The sequence below is a fragment of the Mesorhizobium sp. RCAM 05104 genome, from assembly GCF_059683645.1.
This window is the reverse complement of record NZ_CM185033.1, coordinates 1,309,163-1,331,223: the sequence shown is the minus strand read 5'-3', so window position 1 is coordinate 1,331,223 and position 22,061 is coordinate 1,309,163. Positions and strand designations below refer to the sequence as shown.

The following is a 22,061-nucleotide window of genomic DNA, read 5'->3' as shown; positions in this document are numbered from 1 at the left end:
TTTGGTGCTCCCGGATGCTGACTTGTCAGTCCTCCAGGATGCTGACGTGTACGCCGTTTTCGTAGACGTCGACCTGGATCAGAGGCTCGCCATTGACGATGGCGCGCTTGGTCGAGGAACTCATCGCGCCGGGGCGCTCCAGCATGCGCTGCAGATCGGCGCGCTGGTCATTGGTCCTGAACCAGGCGTCACCCTCGTCGTCGCGGTCGCGGCGATGGAATTTGTGCCAGTTGGCGCGGTCCTGCCGCACCATTTGCGCGGCGCTGTCGAGCGCATAGCCGTCACTCGCTTGATGATCCCGATCGGAAATGCGCGCGACATAGGATCCCAGCATGTCGTCCGCATGAGCCGCGCCGGCGCCAAGCAGTGATGCCAGCAGAAGCCCGGCCACGGTGACAGTTTTGGATTTGCTCATATCAACCCCTCTTGCCCTGAACGATGAAACCCCGTCTGCCACAGCCGCCTGGCGAAATTCAGGCTACCGCGTCCAGCGGTGAAGATCAGCCGGGACGGGGTTTGCCCGGCAATGGTGCGCCGACCGTCAGACCGCAGTCAAGTCGCGGTGAGGCGCCTTACTTGGCTTTGCCGAGCCCTTGTATGGGCTGGGTCGCTGCCTGCGCGGGCGTGCTCGGGGCTGCGACGGATTTATTTCCGGTGTCTCCCGAAGGGGCTGCCGAGGCAGTGGCCGTTGCCGGCGCGGTGCCTGCCGCCGGCGCGGTACCGGTGGCCGGTGCGGCGCTTGGTGCCGGTGCCGAGAAGGCAGGACCGGCGACGCCACCACGGATGACCACGGGGCCTTGCTGGGAGCCGCGCCTGGTCCCGGGCTTGTCCGGGATGGCGGCCACCTTTTCATAGGTGACGTCGGGCTGTGCTTCGCCGAGCGCCACCACGGACCGCATATCGCTGGCCTTGACGCCGAGCTTGATGATGGATGGTGTCGAGGATGGCACACCGGGAAAAACCAGCGACGAGGCCTGCGCCCCGCCGGTCACCGCCGCCAGAATGATCCCCAGCGCCCCCAGGATACGCACAGACACGATGATAGCTCCCCTTTGTCCAGAACCACACGATAGCGGGTCGGACTTGATATCGGCTTTCGTGGAAACATTGCATTTTAGGGATTGATAAGTCGCCAATGCCCGACTGTTCCAACAGCGACTTGCCCAACTGCCGACTTGCCCGCCAGCCGCCATCGTACTACGCAGCCGGCATCTGTGAGGTGACGAGAGTGGCTGAAATACTTGCCGTCGGCGAGGCGATGGAGCGGGCGCTGGCGCTGCTCAGGGGTGGCGATGTCGTCGCCATCCCGACGGAGACCGTCTACGGGCTTGCCGGCGATGCCACCAACGGCATCGCTGTGGCGCGCATCTTCGAAGCCAAGGGGCGGCCGCGCTTCAACCCGCTGATCGCCCATGTCGCCGACATGGCGATGGCCGAGCGCATCGCATTGTTTGATCCGCTGTCGAAGAAGCTGGCGCAGGCATTCTGGCCGGGTCCGCTGACGCTGGTGCTGCCGCAGCGGCCTGGCAACGGTATCCATCCGCTGGTCACGGCCGGGCTCGATACGATTGCCTTGCGCATGCCGAGGGGCTTTGGCGGCGAACTCATCGCCCGCCTCGGTCGCCCGCTTGCGGCACCCAGCGCCAATTCGTCGGGACGGATCAGCGCGACGACGGCGCAGGCGGTGGCCGCCGATCTCGGCGCGCGGATCAAGCTGGTGGTCGATGGCGGCGCGACGCCGGTCGGGTTGGAATCGACCATCGTCAAGGTAGATGGCGCGGCATTGCGGCTGCTCAGGCCCGGCGGCATCGCCGCCGGCGAGATCGAGGCGGTCATCGGCATGAAGCTGTTGCGTGGCGGTGCCGTCGGCGTCGAGGCGCCCGGCATGCTGGCCTCGCATTACGCGCCGGGTGCCGCAGTGCGGCTCAACGCGGGTACGGTCGGCGAGGGCGAAGCCCTGCTCGCCTTCGGCAGCCAGCGAGCCGAAGGCTGGCGACACGCCGCCGCGTTCCTCAACCTGTCCGTATCGGGCGACTTGCGCGAAGCGGCGAGCAATCTTTTCGCCTACATGCAGGATCTCGACCGCAGCGGCGCGCGGACGATCGCCATCGAGCCTATCCCCTTTGATGGTCTTGGCGAGGCGATCAACGATCGGCTGTCGCGCGCGGCCGCCCCACGTGACAACACACAGCCCACAACATAGTTTTCCGACATGACCGAGATTTCAGCGACTCTCGACCCCGTTCTCATCGATCGCTTCGCGGCGATCGTTGGCGACAAATATGCATTGCGCGACGAGCGGGATATCGCGCCTTACCTCACCGAGCGGCGCGGGCTCTGGCATGGCGCGACATCGCTGGTGCTGCGGCCGGGCAGCGTTGAAGAGGTCAGCCAGATCATGAAGCTGGCGAGCGAGACGGGAACGCCGGTCGTGCCGCAGAGTGGCAACACCGGGCTGGTCGGCGCCCAGGTGCCGGACAAATCGGGCCGCGAGATCGTCTTGTCGCTGTCGCGGCTGAACCGCATCCGCGAGATCGATGTGCTGTCCAACACGGTGACGGTCGAGGCCGGCGTTATCCTGCAGACGCTGCAGGAGGCGGCCGACGCCGCCGACCGGCTGTTTCCGCTGTCGCTGGCCGCGCAAGGCTCCTGCCAGATCGGTGGCAATCTCTCGTCCAATGCCGGGGGCACCGGCGTCCTTGCCTATGGCAATGCGCGCGAACTCTGCCTTGGCGTCGAAGTGGTGCTGCCGACCGGCGAGGTGTTCGACGACCTGCGCAAGCTGAAGAAGGACAACACCGGCTACGACCTGAAAGACCTGTTCGTCGGCGCCGAGGGCACGCTCGGTGTCATCACAGCCGCCGTGCTCAAGCTGTTCCCGAAGCCGAAGGGACGTGAAGTGGCTTTCGTCGGCCTGTCGTCGCCCGAGGCGGCGCTTTCCCTGTTCAGCTTGGCGATGGACCGTGCCGGATACGCACTCACCGCTTTCGAATTGATCGGCAAGCGGCCATACGATTTTACGCTGGCGCATGCCCAGGGCGTGACGCGGCCGCTGGTCGAGGATTGGCCTTGGTATGTGCTGATGCAGATTTCGTCCGGCCGTTCATCGGAAGATTCGAGAGCGCTGATCGAGGACGTGCTTTCAGCCGGTCTTGAGCAGGGATTCGTCGGCGACGCGGTCATCGCTGCAAGTCTCGGGCAGGGCGATGCCTTCTGGAATTTCCGCGAGGTGCTGCCCGAAGCGCAGAAACCGGAGGGCGCCTCGATCAAGCACGACATTTCCGTGCCGGTGGCTATGATCCCGCGTTTTATCGAACAGGCCGCCGGTGCCGTGGCATTGGTGAGCGCGAACGCCCGCGTGGTCTGCTTTGGCCATATGGGCGACGGCAATCTCCACTATAACATCTCGCGGCCGGTTGACGGCGACGACGAAGCGTTTCTCGGTCTCTATCATGCGATGAACCACGCGGTGCATGACGTGGTGCGCAGCCTGCATGGTTCGATCTCGGCCGAGCACGGCATCGGCCAGTTGAAGCGGGACGAACTGATTGCCACCGCGCCGCCGATGGCGATCGACCTGATGCGCAGGGTGAAGGCGGCCTTCGACCCGGCGGGGATCATGAATCCCGGTAAGGTTATCTGATCCTTTCAACATCTTGTGCCTGGTCGCATTCCGATAACCATCCCTGAGATCAGCAAAATTTAACCGACTTTCTTAAGCGCGACGGTAAGGAGCCCGCGCTACTGTTTCCTCACAAACGAGGCTGGAAAAACCGGCCCGGAGAGAACCGGACACCGGCTCTCAGGAGACAGACAGGAAGGCACTCTATGAACACCGGACTGAAGCCAGTCTGGGCGGGACGCAACATGCGTCTCGACCCATTCCGCCTGCCGCAGGTGGTGAGCTATGCCACGCGCGACGACTACGGCGACGTGACCTTCACCATCGACCAGCGTGGCGCCGTCATCCGCCGCGTACTCGAGATGAGCGGCGTGCCGGCGATCATCGCTCTGCCCGCCAATGCGTTCCGCGGCGTTGCCGCCCGCGCGATGGAGGATCCGGACGGCAATGTCACGGTGACTTTGGAACTTCTGCACAATGATCCGATGCTGTCGGTGCCGCTGCTGGTTGCCGACGATCTCGAGGACGTCGCCGCCGACTGGCGCGCCTGGGCGGATGCCTACCGTCTGCCGATGCTCTTGATCGAATCGGACGGTGTCGCCCGCACACTGGAGGAATCGCTCGGCGCGGCCATCAAGACGCTGCCGCCGCAGGATCGCCGCAAGGGTCGCGTTTCGACCATGCGTCGCCCACGTTTCCTCGCTCGCCGCAGGGCCGGCGATCTCGGTCTCAGGCTGGTCATCGACGGCCAGGAGATGATTTCAAGGGAGTGAGAAGCGGTCCGCGACAGCGGACGAAAAGCCAATTGCTTGGCTTTTCGAGCTTCGAACGCCCTGAGCTTGCGTAGGGCCGGGGCGAGGGAGGCGGCCGCTAGACCAGCGGCTTCAGCGCCACCCACAGCGCGCCACCGATCAGGCCGAGGAAAATCAGCCAACCGACCTGGTTGTTCGACCTGAACAGCCGCAGGCATTGGTCCGGATTGTCGATATCCAGAACCGTGATCTGCCGGCCCAAATGGGCGCCGGCGGCGATCAGCCCGGCCAGAGCCGGAACAGGAGCCTGCGCCGACGCGAAGGCGATGGCGAAGCAGATCAGCGCGCCGCCATAAAGCCCTGCCAACCACGACTTGGTGTTTTCGCCGAACAGCCGTGCCGTCGAGCGCACGCCGACGATGGCGTCGTCTTCCTTGTCCTGGTGCGCATAGATCGTGTCATAGCCGATCACCCACAGGATCGAGCCGATATAGAGCATGATGGCGGGCCCATCGAGATCGCCGAACTCGACCGCCCATCCCATCAGCGCACCCCAGGAAAAGGCAAGGCCGAGAACCAGTTGCGGCCAGTTGGTTATCCGCTTCATGAACGGATAGATGGCGACGACGGCCAGCGAACAGATGCCGAGCAGAATGGCGAAGCTGTTGAACTGCAGCAGCACCGCCAGGCCGACAAGGGCCTGCAGGACGAGAAACAGCCACGCCCGCCGGCGCGTGACCTTGCCCGATGGCAGCGGCCGCGACCGCGTGCGTTCGACCTTGTTGTCGATGTCCTCGTCGACGAGGTCGTTGTAGGTGCAGCCGGCGCCGCGCATGGCGATGGCGCCGACCAGGAACAGCGCGAGATACCATGGCGCCGGCAGCAGCGAGAACAGCGGGTCGCCGGGACGCGGATAGGCGCTCGCCGCAAGCGCCGCCGACCACCAGCACGGCCACAAAAGCAACTGCCAGCCGATCGGCCTGTCCCACCGGGCAAGCTGGGCGTAGGGCCATATCGAGCGTGGCAGCACGCGGTAGACCCAGTGGCCGTTCGGCGCGTCGGCGACACGGCCCTGGGCCGCTTTCGATTGGATGGGTTCCATCATGCTGGATTGGCAGCAGAGTTGGAGGTCGTCAAGCGGCGAGGCGGGCAGCTGAGCCGGATCATGAGGCGAAGATGTCGTGGGTGGCGAACCAATCCTTCGCCACCTCAATGAAGGCCAGCGCCGCATTAGATACACGCTGATGCGTGTCATGGGTGAGCAGGATCCGCTGCATGGGCAGCGGATCCGACAGCGGCTTGCAGACGAGGGGCAGGCCGTCATAGCTGCGGTCACCGTGCGGGCGGGTGTAGCTGATGGCAACGCCAAAGCCGTTGGCGACCATGCTGCGCTGGAGTTCGAACGAGCTCGTCGCCCTGTCGGCCACTGGCGAAAGGCCGCGGCTGTGGAACAGATCAAGCATGTGCTGCCAGCTGTGCGGCTGGTCCGTGGTGATCAGCGGATAGGCGGCCAGGTCCGCCAGGCTGACCGATGGGCGGTCCGCCAGGGCATGGCCTCCCGGCAACAGGGCGTGCGGGCGAAGTTCGCGCAGCAGGATGCGGGCGAAATGCGTCGGCAGGCTGAGATCATAGGTGAGGCCGAGATCGATGGCCGCATCGCCGAGCCGTCGTCCCAGCGTCTCGAACGTCTCGTCGCGAACCACGACCCTCACGGCGGGATAGCGTTCGGAGAAGGCACGGATCAGGGCCGGCGCGAAGAACGGTGCCAGATCCTCGAAGCAGCCCAGCACCAGTTCACCGCCGACAGCCGATTTGCCTGAGCCCAGGCCGACGAGTTCGTCCGCCTCGGTGAGGACCTGTCTTGCCTTCGCCACAACGGCGCGCCCGAACGATGTTGGCGACACGCCGCTTCCCCGCTGGCGGACGAACAGCTTTTGGCCGAAGTTCTTTTCGACGGCGTCAATCGCCACCGAAATCGAAGGCTGCGAGACGTTCAGCATCTTTGCCGCGCTCGTGACGCTGCCATGACGCGCCACGGCGACAAGATAACGCAACTGCGTGAGCGTCACATTCATAGGAATCCCCTATGTGCTAGATGGAAAGTTATTATTTTACTGAATGAGGAATGATTGCGATAGTCCGGCTCATCCCCAAGAGGAGAACGCCATGGCTTTCGAAAGCGACGCCCAGACGATCGATGCCCAAACGATTGCCGACTACCAGCGTGACGGTGCGGTTTGCATTCGTGGCGCCTTCAAGGATTGGGTCGACACGATTGCCGCCGGCATCGAACGCAACATGCAGAACCGCAGCGCCACCGCGTCTGATATCGCCAATGGCCGCGGCAGTTTCTTCGACGACTACTGCAACTGGGAGCGCATTCCCGAATTCGTCAGGGTGGTGCGGGAATCGCCGGCCGCCGAGTTGGCGGCGGCGGTGATGCAATCGCGCACCGCGCAGTTCTTCCATGATCATGTGCTGGTCAAGGAACCCGGCACGCAGAAGCCGACGCCCTGGCACCAGGACATCCCCTACTACTTTGTCGACGGCCGGCAGACGGTGAGCTTCTGGATTCCCATCGACCCGGTGAAGGAGGCAACGCTGCGCCTCATCGCCGGCTCGCACAAATGGGACAAGATGATCCTGCCGGTGCGCTGGCTCGACGACAGCAATTTCTACGCTGGCGAGGGGGACTATTTGCCGGTGCCCGACCCGGACAAGGATCCGTCGCTGAAGGTGCTTGAGTGGGAAATGGAGCCGGGCGACGCCATCCTGTTCGACTTCCGGACCGCGCATGGCGCGCGCGGCAACATGACCTCGGCGCGGCGCCGAGCGCTGTCGTTGCGCTGGGTCGGTGACGATGCACGCTATGTCGAGCGGCCGGGACGCACGTCGCCGCCCTATCATGGCCACGGCATGCGGCCGGGACAGAAATTGCGCGAGGACTGGTTTCCGGTCGTCTATCAGGGCTGAACCGAATTGCCAGAACACGGGCGCCGGTATCCGGCGCCCGTGTTCTGCAGAGGTAACGTTCCCGTGCGCAATTCGGATCAAAACACCCGGATGCCTTGACCCGTCGCCCAGAGAGCAATAGCGGGTGCTCTCCAAGGGATAGCATCAAGAGGTGGCCATGAACGTTCTTCTTCTCGGCTCCGGTGGCCGCGAACATGCGCTTGCCTGGAAGATTGCCGCCTCACCGCTGCTGACCAAGCTCTATGCGGCTCCCGGCAATCCCGGCATCGGCGGTGAGGCCGAACTGGTGAAGCTGGACATCGCCGATCACGCCGCCGTTGCCGCCTTCTGCAAGGACAAGAAAATCGACCTCGTCGTGGTCGGGCCGGAGGGGCCGCTGGTCGCCGGCATTGCCGACGATCTGCGCGCGCAAGGCATTCGCGTCTTTGGTCCATCCAAGGCCGCCGCACAGCTGGAAGGCTCGAAGGGTTTCACCAAGGACCTCTGCGCCAGATACAACATCCCGACCGCCGCCTATGGCCGTTTCGGCGATCTGGCGTCCGCCAAGGCCTATGTCGAAAAGACGGGTGCGCCGATCGTCATCAAGGCCGATGGCCTGGCCGCTGGCAAGGGCGTGACCGTCGCCATGACACTCAGTGAGGCACAGGCAGCACTCGATGCCTGTTTCGAGGGTTCCTTCGGCGCCGCCGGCGCGGAGGTGGTGATCGAGGAATTCATGACCGGTGAGGAGGCAAGTTTCTTCTGCCTCTGCGACGGCACCACGGCGCTGCCCTTCGGCACCGCGCAGGACCACAAGCGTGTCGGTGATGGCGATGTTGGTCCCAACACCGGTGGGATGGGCGCCTACTCGCCGGCCCCGGTGATGACGCCGCAGATGGTTGAACGCACCATGCGCGAGATCATCGAGCCGACCATGCGCGGAATGGCTGTATCAGGCGCGCCTTTCGCCGGCATTCTCTTCGCCGGGCTGATGATCACCGAGAATGGGCCGAAGCTGATCGAATACAACACCCGTTTCGGCGACCCGGAATGCCAGGTGCTGATGATGCGGCTGAAGGATGATCTGCTGGTGCTGCTCAACGCAGCGACCGACGGCCAGCTTGCACATACCTCAGTGCGCTGGCGCGACGAAGCCGCGCTCACCGTGGTGATGGCGGCCAGGGGCTATCCCGGTACTCCGGAAAAAGGATCCGTCATCCGCGGCGTCGAAGACGCGGCAAGTGACGGCGTCCAGATATTCCACGCCGGCACGGCCATCAATGGCGGCGCGCTGGTTGCCAATGGTGGCCGCGTCCTCAATGTCACGGCGACCGGGAGCACGGTCGGCGAGGCGCAGAGGCGCGCCTATGCCGCGCTCGACCGCATCGACTGGCCGGACGGCTTCTGCCGCCGCGATATCGGCTGGCAGGCCGTGGCGCGCGAGCGGGCAGGCTGAAGTTCCGTATCGGGAAGGCAGCCTACCGCTGGCCGCGATCGAGTTCGGTGGAAGCGGTACTGACCGGGTCGGCCGCCCCGGCGAAGGCGGCGTCGAGTTGCGCGGGTGAACGCCGCTCGGTCCGCTTCCAGGCGACATATTGGACAATGCCGAAATTCGGCCGCCGCGGCACCGTCTTCACGACAGGCATACGGAAACCGTCGCGGAACTTCGCCCAGCGCGTACTGAGCGCCGCGACCATTTCCTCGAAGGTCGGCGGCGCCGCCACCGAGGCATAGGTGATGGTGACGTTGCCGGCGAGGCCAGCCTGGCGTGAGACTGGCAACGGTATCGAGGCGAGATAATCAGGCGGCACATCGATGAGCCCACCGAACGGCCATTGCGCACGCAACGTGGCGGCGTCCGTCGGCGCGACGTTGACGTCGATGTCGTTAGGCGTGCCGGCGACCCTGTAAGGGCAGCGGAACCTGCCGCAATTGGCTTGCGCCGAGAACTGCCACAGGGCGTAGCCTTGCCAGTTGCCCATCGGAAAATGCACGTCGATGTCGGACTTGTAGCGGGCGTACCAGAGCGGCAGCCGCGACAGGAGCCGGTATCGATAGCTGTTGTCGGCAATGTACTGGGCCGTCTTGCCGTTGGTGTAGAGCACCGGGAAACGGCCGATGCGCCTGTGCACCTGGCGGACGAACTCCTCGGCATCGTCGAGCGACATCCACTGCGAGGGATCGTTGCCCTCGATGTCGAGAGCCAGCAGGTCGTCCGGCGCCGGCTCGGCGAAATCGAGGAAATTGTTTGCCTGCTCGACCGGATTGCCGGGGCGGGCGAGGTGATAGGCGCCCCATTTCAGGCCGAGCGCCTTGGCGACGACCCTGCGCGTCTGGAACAGCTCGCGCGTCACCGCATGGCGTTTCCACAGCGCCTTGCAGAGTTTCACCTCGGTATCGCTGCCGAAGCAGAAGTAGGGCGGCGGCATGCCGTCGGATGCCTTGTTGATGAAGCCGACAATCCGCTTGTCAGTGGCGAGGTGGGCCCAGTCGATGGAATTGTATTCGTAGGCATCGACGACCAGGGCCCGGTCAGCGTTCTTCCAAGGCTCGGAGAAATCCGAGGCCTTTGCCGCCGTCGACAGCGCCATCGTCGCCGCGAAAGCGAGAAGCGCTGTGCGGCGAAGGAGGCGCGCCGGCATTGGCAAACAGGGAATCCCCGTTGATCAAAGGCAAATGCTGAACCGCTATGGTTAAGGAAATGCTTCCCGATGCCGGTGCCGGCGAAGTCAGCGTCGCATGAGCGGCTGAAATTCAAAAGGGTCGGGTGCCGGCTCCTGCGGCAGCGTGCCTTCGGCGGCGCGTTTGCGGTGGTGGGCGAGGGAGCATTGCGGCGAACACAATATGCCGCGATCCGACCAGTAGGCGGCGCCGTTTTCCAGCTTGCCCTGATGGTACCAGAACCCTGTTGCGCGATAGGGCAGGCTGCATTCGATGCAGCGATAGGCGTCGGGTCTGGCAAGCATGGGGTGGGTTGTCCGGTCCGCTGGTTTTTCCCTGTCGCCGGGTCGACTTGATCCGACGATGATTGAATTTAATACGTGCCGGCGCGATTGCAAAATCCGCGTGACAAAATTTGACGTTTACGTAAAAAGAAGATGGGAGACCGCCCAAAGGCGGGATGGTTTTGCGGCAGCGCGGGTCCTAGGATCAATCGGGCCGATGCATCAAGAGGAGAGAGCGGCATGTATCGGGCACCGGTCGAGGATATCGCTTTCACCCTCAAGCATGTTGCCGGCCTCAAGCCCGCACTCGATGCCGGCACGTTCGGCGATCTGAGCGAGGACCTGGTCGATGCCGTGCTTGGCGAGGCCGGCCGTTTCGCCACCGAGGAGGTGGCACCGCTCTACAAGATCGGCGACGAACAAGGTGCGGTGCTGAAGGGTGCCGCCGTCACCACGCCGCCCGGCTGGAGGGACCTCTATCGCCGCTGGATCGATGGCGGCTGGAACGCGCTCTCCGGGCCCGAAGAGTATGGCGGCCAGGCGCTGCCGACCATGCTCGGTGTCGCCGCGCTCGAAATGTGGAACTCCGCCGCCATGGCCTTTGGCATCGGCCCGACGCTGACCATGGGCGCGGTCGAAGCGCTCGACAAGCACGCCTCTGAAGACCTCAAGGCGAAATATCTCGCAAAGCTCGTGTCGGGCGAGTGGATGGGCACGATGAACCTGACCGAGCCGCAAGCCGGTTCGGACCTCAACGCACTGCGCGCCCGCGCCGAGCCGGCCGGTGACGGCACCTACCGCATCTTCGGCCAGAAGATCTTCATCACTTATGGCGAGCACGACTTCACCGACAACATCATTCATCTGGTGCTGGCGCGGCTGCCCGATGCCCCCGCCGGCACGCGCGGCATATCGTTGTTCCTGGTGCCGAAATTCCTGGTCGGCGACGATGGATCGCTCGGCGCGCGCAACGATGTCTTCTGTTCTGGCCTCGAGCACAAACTGGGCATCCATGCCTCGCCGACCTGCACCATGATCTATGGCGATGGTTTCGAGGGCGCCAAACCCGGCGCCATCGGCTGGCTGATCGGCGAGGAGAACAAGGGCCTCGCCTGTATGTTCACCATGATGAACAATGCGCGGCTCTGCGTCGGCATGCAGGGCGTGGCGGTCGCGGAAGCCGCGACCCAGAGGGCGATCGCCTATGCCAATGACCGCCGGCAGGGCAAGGCGGCGAGCTACGCTGGCACCGGCATGGCGCCGATCGTCCATCATCCCGACGTGCAGCGCAATCTGTTGACCATGAAGGCGCTGACGCAGACCGCGCGCGCCATCAGCTACTGCTGTGCGCACGCCATCGACCTGGCGCGCGTATCGGCCGGTAATGAGGCGGCGCATTGGCGCGACCGTGCCAATCTGTTGACGCCGCTGGCCAAGGCTTTCTCGACCGATGTCGGCGTGGACGTCGCTTCGCTCGGCGTCCAGGTGCATGGCGGCATGGGCTTCATCGAGGAGACGGGCGCGGCCGCCCTCTATCGCGATGCGCGCATCGCGCCGATCTACGAGGGCACCAACGGCATTCAGGCGATCGACCTGGTGATGCGCAAGCTGCCGCTCGGCGGCAGCGAACATGTGCATGGCTTCATCGACGAACTGGCGGCGGTGGCCGGAACGGTGCGCACCTCCAACCTGCAGGGGTTCGGCCGCACCGCCGATGCTCTCGACACGGCGCTCGCCGATCTGACGCAAGCGACCCGCTTCCTGCAGAAACTGACGGCCGACGGCCGGTTGGACGAGGCGCTGGCGGGTGCGACGCCCTATCTCAGGCTGATTTCGCTGGCCGCCGGCGGCGCCTATCTGGCGCAGGGGGCGCTTGCCGATCATGGCCGTATCCCGCTTTGCCGCTTTTTCGCTGAAAACCTGCTCGGTGAGGTCAGCGCGTTGAGGGCGCGCGTCATCGACGGCGCCGAAAGCCTGGCCGCTGCCGGTAAAACGCTGATTTCAGCCTGACGCTCACAAGGAAGAAACCGTGACAGACCATATCCTCGTCGAGCGCCAGGGCGCCATCCAGATCATCCGCATGAATCGCCCCGACAAGAAGAACGCGCTGACGCGCGCCATGTATGCGAAAATGTCTGCGGCTCTTGCCGAGGGTGACGCCGACCCGGCGATCCGCGTCCACGTGTTTCTCGGCGTGCCCGGCGCCTTTTCGTCCGGCAACGACCTTGCCGACTTCATGGTCGTCGCCACAGGCGGCGATGGCGGCACCGAGGTGTGGGATTTCCTCATGGCGCTGGCCAGGGTCGAGAAGCCCATCGTCTCCGGCGTCGACGGCATCGCGGTCGGCATAGGAACGACGCTCAATCTGCATTGCGACCTGACCTTCGCCACGCCGCGCACCGTGTTCAGGACGCCTTTCGTCGACCTCGGTCTGGTGCCCGAGGCGGGGTCGAGCCTTTTGGCGCCGCGCATCCTGGGGCAGCAAGGCGCATTTGCATTGCTCGCCCTCGGCGAGGGTTTTTCGGCCGCACGAGCGAAGGCCGCCGGCCTGATCTACGAGGTGGTCGAGGAAGGAGCGCTGGAAGCCTCGGTCCTGGCGGCGGCCGGCCAGATCGCCGCCAAGCCACCGCAAGCGCTGAAGATCGCACGCGACCTGATGCGCGGTTCGCGCGACGACCTTGTCGCCCGCATCGGCGAGGAAAGCGAGCACTTCCGCGAGCGGCTCAAGTCAGACGAGGCGCGCGCTGCCTTGACCGCTTTCATGACCAGGAAGAAAGCCTGAGCCTCTCCTTCAGGGGTAAAGCCGCGTCTTGCCCCAACCACCCTTGCCGTTGCGTGAAAAGACGACGCGGTCATGCAGCCGGAACGGACGGTCGTGCCAGAACTCGATCGTTTGCGGCACGATGCGGAAGCCCGACCAGTGTTTTGGCCGCGGGATATCGCCGATCGCATAGCGCGCCGTGTATTCCGCCACCGCCTTCTCCAAGGCGAAGCGGCTTTCCAGCGGCCGCGACTGTTTCGAGGCCCAGGCGCCGATGCGGCTGCCGCGCGGACGCGTCGCGTAGTAGGCGTCGGCTTCGGCATCGCTGACGATCTCCACCGGACCGCGAATGCGCACTTGCCGGCGCAGCGATTTCCAGTGGAAGCACATCGCCGCCTTCATGCTGCCAAGAATTTCCCGGCCCTTGGCGCTCTCGAAATTCGTGTAGAAGACGAACCCGCTTTCATCGAACCCCTTGAGCAGAACCATTCGCACATCCGGCATGCCGTCGGCATCGACGGTCGCCAGCGCGACGCCGTTGGGGTCGTTCATTTCGCTCTTCGTGGCGTCTTCCAGCCATGCGGCAAAGAGGCGAAACGGCTCGGCCGCCTCGGTAAAGTCACTGCTTGTTAACTCTGTGTCACTCATAGTTTTTCTCAAATTGTCACGAAATCGGGGAGGTTGCTGATTGTCGCGTATCGCGCAAGCTTTTGACAGCAGGCAATGGAGCGTTATCGCTTCGGCCAGCAGGAAAGCCGCGATCGTGGCAGTCGCCCTGCCGCTTGCAGCCTGTGGCGCCGGTGGCTTCAGCCTGGAAAAAGCCGAAGTCGATCGCTCGATCCTGACCAGCAGCACATCGGCTTCGGCCGCGCCGACCGATTCGGAGCGCGACTCCGATCAGACGACGATCGGCAATGCGGTGTCTTCCGCCGACATCGAGCAGCTCGCCGGCCAGTCGGTGCCATGGGCGAACGCCGGCACCGGGTCACGCGGCTCCATCACCGGGCTGGCCGAATTGAAGGACAAAGGCCAGACCTGCCGCCGCTTCAAGGCCTCGCGCGAAAGCTTTGACGGCGTTGCCATGTTCGAAGGCGAACTTTGCCTGGCCGGCGCCGGCGGCTGGCGCATGCAGGACTTCAAGGCGCTCTGAGCCTGATCCGAAAAACGATCGGGTCGGCTTGGCGGGTCTTTTCGCCGCCCGGTGCGTCGCCAATCTTGCCGATATCCCGATATCGGCTGCGACCGGCTCCTTCCGGATCGACAAAAATCCCTCACCAATCCTCAACCGCCGACTTTCGGATCAGGCTCTGATTTTCCGCCTTTGATATGCCGTTCCACCACTGGAATTTCTTCCTATGCGAGCGCATATAGGGGGCAACAGAGACTCACTCCTTCTCCAGGGCAGTAAGCATGCGCGACCCCTATGAGGTGCTGGGCGTTGCCAAGAACGCATCGGCCAAGGACATAAAATCGGCGTACCGGAAACTCGCCAAGAAGCATCATCCGGACCAGAATCCGAATGATCCCAAGGCGAAGGACCGTTTTGCCGCGGCCAACCAGGCCTATGAGATCGTCGGCGACGAGAAGAATCGCGCCGCTTTCGATCGCGGCGAGATCGACGCCGACGGCAAGCCGCGATTCCAGGGCTTTGAGGGCGCGGCCGGTGGTGGCGATCCCTTCGGCGGGTTTCGCCGGCAGCAAGGGGCGGGCGGTTCGCGATTCGAATTCCGCTCCGGTCGTCCGGGCGGTGATCCGTTCGACGGCAACAGCGACATCTTCAGCCAGATATTCGGCGACGCCTTTTCCGGCGCGCGCGGCGCAGGCCCGGGCGACCGCCGCCAGCCGGCGACCGCCGCCGATCTGAACGTGACGCTCGACGTCACCATCGAGGAAGCCGCGACAGCCGACAAGGTGACGGCGATGTTCCCCGACGGCCGCAAGGTGGCGGTCAAGCTGCCGGCCTATGTCGAGGATGGCCAGACCATCCGGTTGAAGGGGCAGGGCGAGCAGGGGCCGGGCCAACCTGGCGACGCGCTGGTCAAGATACGCTTTCGCCGGCATCCGCGCTATCGTCTCGAGGGCCGCGACCTGCACGCCGATCTGCCGGTAGCGCTGGCGGATGCGGTGCTCGGCGCCAAGGTGGCGGTCGATACGCCGACCGGCAAGCTTGCCGTCAACGTTCCGGCCTGGTCGAGCTCGGACAAGGTCCTGCGGCTGAAGGGCAGGGGTCTGCCGGAAAAGGCCGGTGGCCATGGCGATCTCTATGCGCATGTGCGGATCATGCTGCCAGAGGGCGGCGACAGTGCGCTCGAAGCGCTGTTGCGCAGCCAAAAAGGCTGATTGTCGGCTCTTGTCCCCTGAACTGTCCGGTTTGAGCGCTTGATGGGGCCCTGTGCCTGTGCGATAGGCACTCCACAAAGCAGAAAACCTTGCGGAGAGCGCTCACATGGCGGGTGGACAGGGCCTTATGGCCGGCAAGCGCGGCCTTATTCTTGGCGTCGCCAACAACAGATCGATCGCCTATGGCATCGCCAAGGCCTGTGTCGACCATGGCGCCGAGATCGCGCTGACCTATCAGGGCGAGGCGTTCAAGAAGCGCGTTGAGCCGCTGGCCGCGGAACTGGGCGCCTTTGTCGCCGGCCATTGCGACGTCACCGATCCGGCGAGCCTGGACGAGGTTTTCGCCAATGTCGCCAAGCACTGGGGCAAGCTTGATTTTCTCGTCCATGCCATCGCTTTTTCGGACAAGGACGAACTGACCGGCCGTTATGTCGAGACGACGCGCGACAATTTCCTGCGCACCATGGACATTTCGGTTTATTCCTTCACCACCATCGCCAAGCGCGCTGAGGCGCTGATGACCAATGGCGGCTCGCTGTTGACGCTGACCTACTATGGCGCCGAAAAGGTGATGCCACATTACAACGTCATGGGTGTCGCCAAGGCTGCGCTCGAGGCCAGTGTGCGCTACCTGGCCGTCGATCTCGGCACCAAGAAGATCCGTGTCAACGCCATCTCGGCCGGCCCGATCAAGACGCTTGCCGCGTCCGGCATCGGCGATTTCCGCTACATCCTGAAGTGGAACGAATACAATTCGCCGCTGAAGCAGACGGTGACGCAGGAGGAAGTCGGTGATTCCGCCGTCTATTTCCTGTCCGATCTGTCGCGCGGCGTCACCGGCGAGGTGCATCACGTCGATTCGGGCTATCACGTCGTCGGCATGAAGGCGGTCGACGCGCCGGACATTTCGACGGTCAAGGATTAACAGCCCGCCAATCGTCGTCAGTCCCGATCCCGTTCCGGAAGACCCGATGTACCCGCTGGTTTATATCGTGCGCCACGGCCAGACCGCGTGGAACGCCGAATCCCGGCTTCAGGGGCAGGCCGACACCGATCTCAATACTCTCGGCCGCGAACAGGCGACCGGAAACGGGCATCGGCTTGCCGAACTCGTCGGCAATCCCCGGGATTTCGATTTCGTCGCAAGCCCGATGAAGCGCACGCGCGAAACGATGGAGCGCATCCGCGCCGCGATGAAGCTCGATCCGCGTGCCTATCGGACCGATCCTCGCCTCGTCGAAGTCAATTTCGGCGATTGGCAGGGGTTTACCTTTTCCGAACTCGAGACGCGGTATCCAGGCGCGAGCAGGACGCGCGCTTTGGACAAATGGAACTTTCAGCCGCCGGGCGAAGGCGCCGAGAGCTACCAGATGCTGCTCGTGCGGGTGAAGCCCTGGTTCGATGCGATCCAACGCCCGACGATCTGCGTGACGCATGGCGGCGTCATGCGGACCTTGTTTCGCTTCGTGCTTGATATAGCCGAGGACGAGGCAGCGAACCTGGACATGCCGCAGGATCGCGTGCTCAAACTCGAAGGCAAGGGCCTGGAGTGGCTTTAGCCGCCTGGTGGCGGCGCCGATTCTCTAATTGGCCGAGCTGTCCGGCAGTTCCATGTCGGTGATCACGTTTTCGCCATTGGTCACATCATAGGCGATGACGATGTCCATGCCCGGCTTCAGCGCATCGAGATCGGTCTCGGCGTTCAGCTTGTAGGACTTGCCGTCATCCAGCGTCAGCGTCAGCGCGTCCTTGTCGATTTTCTTGATCAGGCCTTCGGTCTGACCGGCGAAAGCGGCGGTGGAAAGCAGCAGTGTGGCGGCAACGGCGCCAATCAGGGTACGCATAATCGTTCCTCTTTATCATTGCACCGGCATGGCGGCGGGCGTTCAACGGCGGATGGAGCAGAGCAGAAACCAACCGAATGTGTCAAAACTAAATCCACCAGATCACGGTTTGACCCCTGTGAAAAACGCCAATAGAAGGCTGCCTTGAGCCGGCTCCGATGCCGGGCAGGGTCATTTCATGTCTCACAACACGTTCGGCCATCTTTTCCGCGTCACCACCTGGGGCGAAAGCCATGGCGCCGCTCTCGGCTGCGTCGTCGACGGCTGTCCGCCCGGCATCCGCTTTACGCGCGATGAAATCCAGGCAGAACTCGACAAGCGCCGGCCGGGACAGTCACGCTTCGTCACCCAGCGCCGCGAGCCCGACGAAGTGAAGGTGCTGTCCGGCTTCATACTCGACGAGGACGGCGAGACGATGATCACCACCGGCACGCCGGTGTCGATGCTGATCGAGAATGTCGACCAGCGTTCAAAGGACTATGGTGAGATCGCCCGCCAATATCGGCCGGGCCATGCCGACTACACCTATGATGTCAAATATGGCGTGCGCGACTATCGTGGCGGCGGCCGCTCCTCGGCCCGCGAGACGGCGGCGCGCGTCGCGGCCGGCGCGCTCGCCCGCAAGGTGGTGCCCGGCATGGTGGTGCGCGGCGCGCTGGTGTCGATGGGCGAAAAATCGGTCGACCGCGCCAACTGGAACTGGAATTTTGTCGGCAACGCGGAAAATCCGTTCTTCACCCCTGATCCGGCTTCCGTTGCCGTCTTCACGCAGTACCTCGACGGCATCCGCAAGGCCGGCTCCTCGGTCGGCGCGGTGATAGAGATCGTAGCGGACGGCGTTCCGGCAGGCCTCGGCGCGCCGATCTATGCCAAGCTCGACCAGGACATCGCATCCGGCCTGATGTCGATCAACGCGGTCAAGGGTGTCGAGATCGGCAATGGCTTCGAAGCCGCCCGCATCACCGGCGAGCAGAATGCCGACGAGATGCGCATGGGCAATGACGGCAAGCCGGTGTTCCTGTCCAACAATGCCGGCGGCATTCTTGGTGGCATCTCGACCGGCCAGGCGATCATCGCCCGTTTCGCCGTCAAGCCGACGTCCTCGATCCTGACGCCGCGAAAGTCGATCGACAAGGACGGCAACGACGTCGAGATCATGACCAAGGGCCGCCACGACCCCTGCGTCGGCATCCGCGCGGTGCCGATCGGTGAGGCGATGGTTGCGTGCGCCATTGCCGATCATTATCTGCGTCATCGCGGACAGACGGGGAAGGGAATAGGCAGTAGGGAATAGGCGGTAGGCCGCCCGATACAGCCTTTTCTTTTCCCTACTGCCTTACTGCCTAATTCCCTGCGAGCGAAGCGAGCCGCCCATGCCTTACGACCAGAAGAAGATCGTCGAAGCCCTGCGTGCTTTCGAGCGCGGCGAGATCGTTGTCGTCATGGACGATGACGGGCGCGAGAACGAGGGCGACCTGATCGTCGCCGCCGTCCATTGCACGCCGGAAAAGATGGCGTTCATCGTCCGCCACACCTCCGGCATCGTCTGCACGCCGATGCCGCGCGAGGAGGCCAAGCGCCTCAACTTGCAGCCGATGGTTGCCGACAATGATTCGGCGCACACCACCGCCTTCACCGTCAGCGTCGATTTCAAGCACGGCACCACGACCGGCATTTCGGCCGAGGACCGTACGCTGACCGTTCGCAACCTCGCCAACGGCAATGTTGGCGGTTCGGATTTCGTCCGTCCCGGCCACATCTTCCCACTGATCGCGCGCGAGGGGGCGTGCTGATGCGCTCGGGCCATACCGAGGCGGCGGTCGACCTGTGCAAGCTCGCCGGTCTGCCCCCGGTCGGCGTGATTTCGGAATTGGTGAACGACGACGGCACGGTTAAGCGCGGCCCGCAGGTTGCCGCCTTTGCCGAGCAGCACGGTCTCAAGCAGGTTTCGGTTGCCGACCTCATCGCCTACCGGCAGCGCAAGGAAACGCTGGTCGAACGCGTCGCCTGTTCGGATATTGAAACGCCGGGTGGCAAGGCGCAGGTCTTCACCTACACGCTGCCGTGGGATTCCATGCACCACGTCGCCATCGTCTTCGGCGACATCCGCGACGGTGAGGATGTCCCGGTGCGTCTGCATTCCGAGGATGTTGTAACCGACGTCTTCGGCACCAGTCATCGGCTCGACGGCATCATGAAAACGATGGGCGAGCGCAGGCGCGGCGTCATTGTCTACCTGCGTGAGGGCTCGGTCGGCGTCGCCCATCAGGAACGCAAGCGTCCCGCCTCCGGCGACCGCGAGGATCATGATGAGGCGCGCCGCCGCGAGAACGAATGGCGCGAGATCGGGCTCGGAGCGCAGATCCTGAAGGATCTCGGCATTTCCTCGATCAACCTGATCGCCTCGCGCGAACGCCACTATGTCGGCCTCGAAGGTTTTGGCATCCACATCGCCAAGACCGAGATTCTCTGAAGGTCAGTCGACACAGGATAGCGCCCGGCCGTTCGAAACCGGGCGCTTCGCGGATCATTCCGCGGGAATGATACCCGCTTCGCATCCGTCAGGCTTCGCAGCGGATCGCCAATTCGCAAGAACCTGAAGCGACGTCGAAAATGGCGGTAGCGGCCTTCAAACAGTTGCTTGAGGGCCTGCTCAAAAGGCCGGGTTCGCGGCCGAACTGAAGGCGCCATTGACGGCTTGGCGCAGCTATCGCAATTGACAATAGCCGGGTTGAGCGCATCCTCTCCCACCATCTCTGAGGGGAGATTCGGGCATGTGGGATTTCGATATCGGCAGGTCGGTGTCCATCATGATGCGGACCTGGCCCTTCATTGTCTTTCGCATGATCGTCTATTTCGGTATCACGCTGGCCTATATCGTGGCGACCGGCACCGGCGCCTCCGTCGGCTATGGCGTCGGCCATATTTCCACCGATCCTGACGGGCCGTTGTCGTTTGCCTTGTGGGGAGGCGTGGTCGGTTTCGGCGTCGTTTCGATTGCCGTCTACTGGATCCGCGAATACATCCTCTACGTCGTCAAGGCCGGCCATGTCGCCGTCATGGTCCATCTGATCGACGGCCGCGACATTCCCGACGGCCAGGACCAGATCGCCTATGCCAGGCAAGTCGTCACCCAGCGTTTTGCCGAAGCCAACATCCTTTTCGTCGTCGACCAGCTGGTCAAGGGCGCCATCCGCGCCATCACCGGCCTGCTCGGCGGCATCGCCGCCTTCCTGCCGATCCCGGGGTTGAACGGCCTGGTCTCCTTCATCAACACGGTGATCCGCCTGTCGCTGACCTATGTTGACGAGATCATCCTCGGCTACAACATCCGCATCAATTCCGCCTCGCCTTTCGAGACGGCGCGGCAAGGCGTCGTGCTCTACGCCCAGAATGGCAAGATCATGGTCAAGAACGCCGTCTGGCTGGCGGTCATCATGTGGGGCGTGTCCTTCGTCATCTTCCTGCTGATGCTGGCCCCTGCCGCCGCCATTCTCTTCATGATGCCTGGGCAGCTCGCCGGCTGGGCCTTCGTGCTCGCCATCGTCTTCGCCTGGGCCTTCAAGGCGGCCTTCATCGAACCCTTCGCCATCGCCTGCCTGATGCAAGTCTACTTCAAGACCATTGCCGGCCAGGTGCCCGATCCCGACTGGGACGCCCGGCTGGCCGAGGCATCGTCGAAGTTCAGGGAGCTCAAGGACAAGGCGCTGGCCTCCTTCGGCGGCTCGCGCTGGGGCGCGGCCGGCGCGACACGCTGATCAGCGGGGCTTGCGATCGCCGCCGTAGCATCGACGGTGTTGAGGCGCGCCACGGTCGATTTGAGCAGCGCTTCGCCTTGCCCGCAAAACGTCTCGCTCATGATCAGCTCCGGCAGCGGCAGCCGGCGGCCCCAGCCATGTGTTTCGAGGTCCGGTTTGGGGGCGAACTCGGAAACGCGGCCGACGCAGAGATAGGCAACAGGCGTCACATGCTCGGGAATGGACAGCAGGCTTTTCAGCGCCTGCGCCTCGATGATGCTAACCCAGCCGACACCGACGCCTTCGGTGCGCGCCGCCAGCCAGAAATTCTGCACCGCGCAGACCGTGCTGTAGAGATCCATCTCCGGATTGTGCCAGCGTCCCAGCGGTGAATCCTTCGAGCGCTCACGGTCGCAGGTGATGCAGATGTTGAGTGCGCTTTCGCAAATGCCTTCCAGCTTGAGCTTGCGGTACAGCGTTTGCCGTTCTGCCTCGATGGCCGGCAGCTCCTGCTCGCGCGCCGCCAGGAACAGGTCGCGCACCTTTTCCCGTCGTTTGGCGTCGCGGATGACGATGAAATTCCATGGCTGCATGAAGCCGACCGACGGCGCATGGTGGGCGGCAAGGAGCAGCCGCGCCAGCACGTCATCGTCGAGCGCGGTGGGAAGGAAATGGCTGCGCACATCCCGCCGCGTGAACATGGCGCGATAAACCGCATCGCGCGCCAACTGATCAAATCCGTCGCCAACAGGTGCGGTCATGTGTTCCGGCATCGCTTGTCCCCTTGCGATTGCAATCAATGCCAGCCGCCTGACCATGCGGATGACGATGCCTGCCAGGCCGGTCTTCTGGCTCGGGATCAACCCGCGTCCGGCGCCTTCCCGTCATCGACAGTGGCATTTACCGGCGCGGTCCCCCTCACAGCGTTGGGCACGCCACGGAGTTCAACCGTGTTCCCGATTCTCCCGCTTGCGGCGGGCACCAGGCAGTGACGGCGACCTTACGCCGAAGCGCCGGCGACGCCAATGCCCGCAGCGACACCAATGGACGCAGGCGTGATTTTCCCCAGCCATCAGCCGCCTGCTCATGGCCTTTGTCGATCCGGGCC

The 22,061-nt window shown here is 63.9% G+C and carries 21 protein-coding genes, 3 pseudogenes and 1 riboswitch; of the genes and pseudogenes, 15 read left to right on the top strand and 9 right to left on the bottom strand.

Features of this window, described 5'->3' with window-relative positions; all coding sequences use genetic code 11:
• Nucleotides 1–25 precede the first annotated feature (25 nt).
• Nucleotides 26–415, bottom strand: a complete 390-nt coding sequence (locus AC56QP_RS06900) for a hypothetical protein (RefSeq protein ID WP_489860381.1) — start codon at nt 413–415, stop codon at nt 26–28.
• Nucleotides 416–572: 157 nt separating this feature from the next.
• Complete coding sequence (locus tag AC56QP_RS06895; protein ID WP_489860382.1) at nt 573–1,037, bottom strand: hypothetical protein; 465 nt, start codon at nt 1,035–1,037, stop codon at nt 573–575.
• Nucleotides 1,038–1,228: 191 nt separating this feature from the next.
• On the opposite strand from AC56QP_RS06895, the gene AC56QP_RS06890 reads away from it, so the two are divergent.
• The 3 genes from AC56QP_RS06890 (at nt 1,229) to AC56QP_RS06880 (ending at nt 4,395) form a co-directional block, all read left to right on the top strand.
• Nucleotides 1,229–2,203 (top strand): L-threonylcarbamoyladenylate synthase, encoded by a 975-nt coding sequence (locus tag AC56QP_RS06890; RefSeq protein WP_489860383.1) that lies wholly within the window; start codon nt 1,229–1,231, stop codon nt 2,201–2,203.
• 9 nt (nt 2,204–2,212) lie between these two features.
• A complete protein-coding gene (locus tag AC56QP_RS06885) occupies nt 2,213–3,643 on the top strand; it encodes an FAD-binding oxidoreductase (RefSeq protein ID WP_489860384.1) in 1,431 nt (476 codons plus the stop codon).
• Between the two features lie 185 nt (nt 3,644–3,828).
• Nucleotides 3,829–4,395, top strand: a complete 567-nt coding sequence (locus AC56QP_RS06880) for a DUF6101 family protein (protein ID WP_489860385.1) — start codon at nt 3,829–3,831, stop codon at nt 4,393–4,395.
• A gap of 97 nt (nt 4,396–4,492) precedes the next feature.
• Here the strand turns inward: AC56QP_RS06880 and ubiA are convergent, their stop codons facing one another.
• Nucleotides 4,493–5,476: a 4-hydroxybenzoate octaprenyltransferase gene (gene ubiA / locus AC56QP_RS06875; RefSeq protein ID WP_489863666.1), complete on the bottom strand. Its 984-nt coding sequence runs from the start codon at nt 5,474–5,476 to the stop codon at nt 4,493–4,495.
• Between the two features lie 61 nt (nt 5,477–5,537).
• The gene (locus tag AC56QP_RS06870; RefSeq protein ID WP_489860386.1) at nt 5,538–6,449 is read right to left on the bottom strand and encodes a LysR family transcriptional regulator; all 912 of its coding nucleotides are present in this window, start codon (nt 6,447–6,449) and stop codon (nt 5,538–5,540) included.
• Nucleotides 6,450–6,540: 91 nt separating this feature from the next.
• Between AC56QP_RS06870 and AC56QP_RS06865 the strand changes: the two genes are divergently transcribed.
• Complete coding sequence (locus AC56QP_RS06865) at nt 6,541–7,347, top strand: phytanoyl-CoA dioxygenase family protein (protein WP_489860387.1); 807 nt, start codon at nt 6,541–6,543, stop codon at nt 7,345–7,347.
• Between the two features lie 157 nt (nt 7,348–7,504).
• Complete coding sequence (gene purD / locus AC56QP_RS06860) at nt 7,505–8,782, top strand: phosphoribosylamine--glycine ligase (RefSeq protein WP_489860388.1); 1,278 nt, start codon at nt 7,505–7,507, stop codon at nt 8,780–8,782.
• A 22-nt stretch (nt 8,783–8,804) separates the two neighbouring features.
• On the opposite strand, the gene AC56QP_RS06855 is transcribed toward purD, so the two are convergent.
• Together AC56QP_RS06855 and AC56QP_RS06850 are read right to left on the bottom strand one after the other, a co-directional pair.
• A complete protein-coding gene (locus AC56QP_RS06855; protein ID WP_489860389.1) occupies nt 8,805–9,968 on the bottom strand; it encodes a glycoside hydrolase family 25 protein in 1,164 nt (387 codons plus the stop codon).
• 87 nt (nt 9,969–10,055) lie between these two features.
• Nucleotides 10,056–10,292 carry a hypothetical protein gene (locus AC56QP_RS06850; protein ID WP_489860390.1) on the bottom strand — a complete coding sequence of 79 codons (237 nt, stop codon included), beginning with the start codon at nt 10,290–10,292 and terminating at the stop codon, nt 10,056–10,058.
• A 219-nt stretch (nt 10,293–10,511) separates the two neighbouring features.
• On the opposite strand from AC56QP_RS06850, the gene AC56QP_RS06845 reads away from it, so the two are divergent.
• Both AC56QP_RS06845 and AC56QP_RS06840 read left to right on the top strand, forming a co-directional pair.
• Nucleotides 10,512–12,281 carry an acyl-CoA dehydrogenase family protein gene (locus AC56QP_RS06845; protein ID WP_489860391.1) on the top strand — a complete coding sequence of 590 codons (1,770 nt, stop codon included), beginning with the start codon at nt 10,512–10,514 and terminating at the stop codon, nt 12,279–12,281.
• Nucleotides 12,282–12,300: 19 nt separating this feature from the next.
• The gene (locus AC56QP_RS06840) at nt 12,301–13,053 is read left to right on the top strand and encodes a crotonase/enoyl-CoA hydratase family protein (RefSeq protein WP_489860392.1); all 753 of its coding nucleotides are present in this window, start codon (nt 12,301–12,303) and stop codon (nt 13,051–13,053) included.
• A gap of 9 nt (nt 13,054–13,062) precedes the next feature.
• Here AC56QP_RS06840 and pdxH read toward each other — a convergent pair whose 3' ends face one another.
• Nucleotides 13,063–13,680, bottom strand: coding sequence for a pyridoxamine 5'-phosphate oxidase (gene pdxH / locus AC56QP_RS06835; protein ID WP_489860393.1), 618 nt, complete (start codon nt 13,678–13,680; stop codon nt 13,063–13,065).
• Nucleotides 13,681–13,720: 40 nt separating this feature from the next.
• On the opposite strand from pdxH, the gene AC56QP_RS06830 reads away from it, so the two are divergent.
• The 4 genes from AC56QP_RS06830 (at nt 13,721) to AC56QP_RS06815 (ending at nt 16,931) form a co-directional block, all read left to right on the top strand.
• Nucleotides 13,721–14,182: an RT0821/Lpp0805 family surface protein gene (locus tag AC56QP_RS06830; protein WP_256749391.1), complete on the top strand. Its 462-nt coding sequence runs from the start codon at nt 13,721–13,723 to the stop codon at nt 14,180–14,182.
• Between the two features lie 260 nt (nt 14,183–14,442).
• A complete protein-coding gene (locus tag AC56QP_RS06825) occupies nt 14,443–15,372 on the top strand; it encodes a DnaJ C-terminal domain-containing protein (protein ID WP_091576402.1) in 930 nt (309 codons plus the stop codon).
• 106 nt (nt 15,373–15,478) lie between these two features.
• Complete coding sequence (gene fabI / locus AC56QP_RS06820) at nt 15,479–16,297, top strand: enoyl-ACP reductase FabI (RefSeq protein ID WP_489860394.1); 819 nt, start codon at nt 15,479–15,481, stop codon at nt 16,295–16,297.
• A gap of 46 nt (nt 16,298–16,343) precedes the next feature.
• Nucleotides 16,344–16,931 (top strand): histidine phosphatase family protein, encoded by a 588-nt coding sequence (locus tag AC56QP_RS06815; RefSeq protein ID WP_489860395.1) that lies wholly within the window; start codon nt 16,344–16,346, stop codon nt 16,929–16,931.
• A 24-nt stretch (nt 16,932–16,955) separates the two neighbouring features.
• Here the strand turns inward: AC56QP_RS06815 and AC56QP_RS06810 are convergent, their stop codons facing one another.
• Complete coding sequence (locus tag AC56QP_RS06810; RefSeq protein ID WP_091576397.1) at nt 16,956–17,216, bottom strand: DUF1344 domain-containing protein; 261 nt, start codon at nt 17,214–17,216, stop codon at nt 16,956–16,958.
• A gap of 178 nt (nt 17,217–17,394) precedes the next feature.
• On the opposite strand from AC56QP_RS06810, the gene aroC reads away from it, so the two are divergent.
• From aroC to AC56QP_RS06790, 4 genes and pseudogenes are all read left to right on the top strand, one after another.
• Nucleotides 17,395–18,510, top strand: coding sequence for a chorismate synthase (gene aroC / locus AC56QP_RS06805; RefSeq protein WP_489860396.1), 1,116 nt, complete (start codon nt 17,395–17,397; stop codon nt 18,508–18,510).
• A 79-nt stretch (nt 18,511–18,589) separates the two neighbouring features.
• A pseudogene (gene ribB / locus AC56QP_RS06800) lies at nt 18,590–19,689 on the top strand (3,4-dihydroxy-2-butanone-4-phosphate synthase).
• 89 nt (nt 19,690–19,778) lie between these two features.
• A pseudogene (locus tag AC56QP_RS06795) lies at nt 19,779–19,898 on the top strand (TetR/AcrR family transcriptional regulator); the annotation flags it as partial.
• 92 nt (nt 19,899–19,990) lie between these two features.
• Entirely contained in the window at nt 19,991–20,974 is a 984-nt protein-coding gene (locus AC56QP_RS06790; RefSeq protein ID WP_489860397.1) for a hypothetical protein, read from the top strand.
• Between the two features lie 122 nt (nt 20,975–21,096).
• Here AC56QP_RS06790 and bluB read toward each other — a convergent pair.
• Nucleotides 21,097–21,714, bottom strand: a pseudogene (gene bluB / locus AC56QP_RS06785) (5,6-dimethylbenzimidazole synthase); the annotation flags it as partial.
• A gap of 60 nt (nt 21,715–21,774) precedes the next feature.
• Nucleotides 21,775–21,954, bottom strand: a riboswitch (cobalamin riboswitch).
• Nucleotides 21,955–22,061: the final 107 nt, after the last annotated feature.

Coding starts and splice junctions, on each gene's coding strand:
- AC56QP_RS06900 (WP_489860381.1), bottom strand. CDS start 415: ATGAGCAAATCCAAAACTGTCACCGTGGCCGGGCTTCTGCTGGCATCA.
- AC56QP_RS06885 (WP_489860384.1), top strand. CDS start 2,213: ATGACCGAGATTTCAGCGACTCTCGACCCCGTTCTCATCGATCGCTTC.
- AC56QP_RS06880 (WP_489860385.1), top strand. CDS start 3,829: ATGAACACCGGACTGAAGCCAGTCTGGGCGGGACGCAACATGCGTCTC.
- ubiA (WP_489863666.1), bottom strand. CDS start 5,476: ATGGAACCCATCCAATCGAAAGCGGCCCAGGGCCGTGTCGCCGACGCG.
- AC56QP_RS06870 (WP_489860386.1), bottom strand. CDS start 6,449: ATGAATGTGACGCTCACGCAGTTGCGTTATCTTGTCGCCGTGGCGCGT.
- AC56QP_RS06865 (WP_489860387.1), top strand. CDS start 6,541: ATGGCTTTCGAAAGCGACGCCCAGACGATCGATGCCCAAACGATTGCC.
- purD (WP_489860388.1), top strand. CDS start 7,505: ATGAACGTTCTTCTTCTCGGCTCCGGTGGCCGCGAACATGCGCTTGCC.
- AC56QP_RS06855 (WP_489860389.1), bottom strand. CDS start 9,968: ATGCCGGCGCGCCTCCTTCGCCGCACAGCGCTTCTCGCTTTCGCGGCG.
- AC56QP_RS06850 (WP_489860390.1), bottom strand. CDS start 10,292: ATGCTTGCCAGACCCGACGCCTATCGCTGCATCGAATGCAGCCTGCCC.
- AC56QP_RS06845 (WP_489860391.1), top strand. CDS start 10,512: ATGTATCGGGCACCGGTCGAGGATATCGCTTTCACCCTCAAGCATGTT.
- pdxH (WP_489860393.1), bottom strand. CDS start 13,680: ATGAGTGACACAGAGTTAACAAGCAGTGACTTTACCGAGGCGGCCGAG.
- AC56QP_RS06825 (WP_091576402.1), top strand. CDS start 14,443: ATGCGCGACCCCTATGAGGTGCTGGGCGTTGCCAAGAACGCATCGGCC.
- fabI (WP_489860394.1), top strand. CDS start 15,479: ATGGCGGGTGGACAGGGCCTTATGGCCGGCAAGCGCGGCCTTATTCTT.
- AC56QP_RS06815 (WP_489860395.1), top strand. CDS start 16,344: ATGTACCCGCTGGTTTATATCGTGCGCCACGGCCAGACCGCGTGGAAC.
- AC56QP_RS06810 (WP_091576397.1), bottom strand. CDS start 17,216: ATGCGTACCCTGATTGGCGCCGTTGCCGCCACACTGCTGCTTTCCACC.
- aroC (WP_489860396.1), top strand. CDS start 17,395: ATGTCTCACAACACGTTCGGCCATCTTTTCCGCGTCACCACCTGGGGC.
- AC56QP_RS06790 (WP_489860397.1), top strand. CDS start 19,991: ATGTGGGATTTCGATATCGGCAGGTCGGTGTCCATCATGATGCGGACC.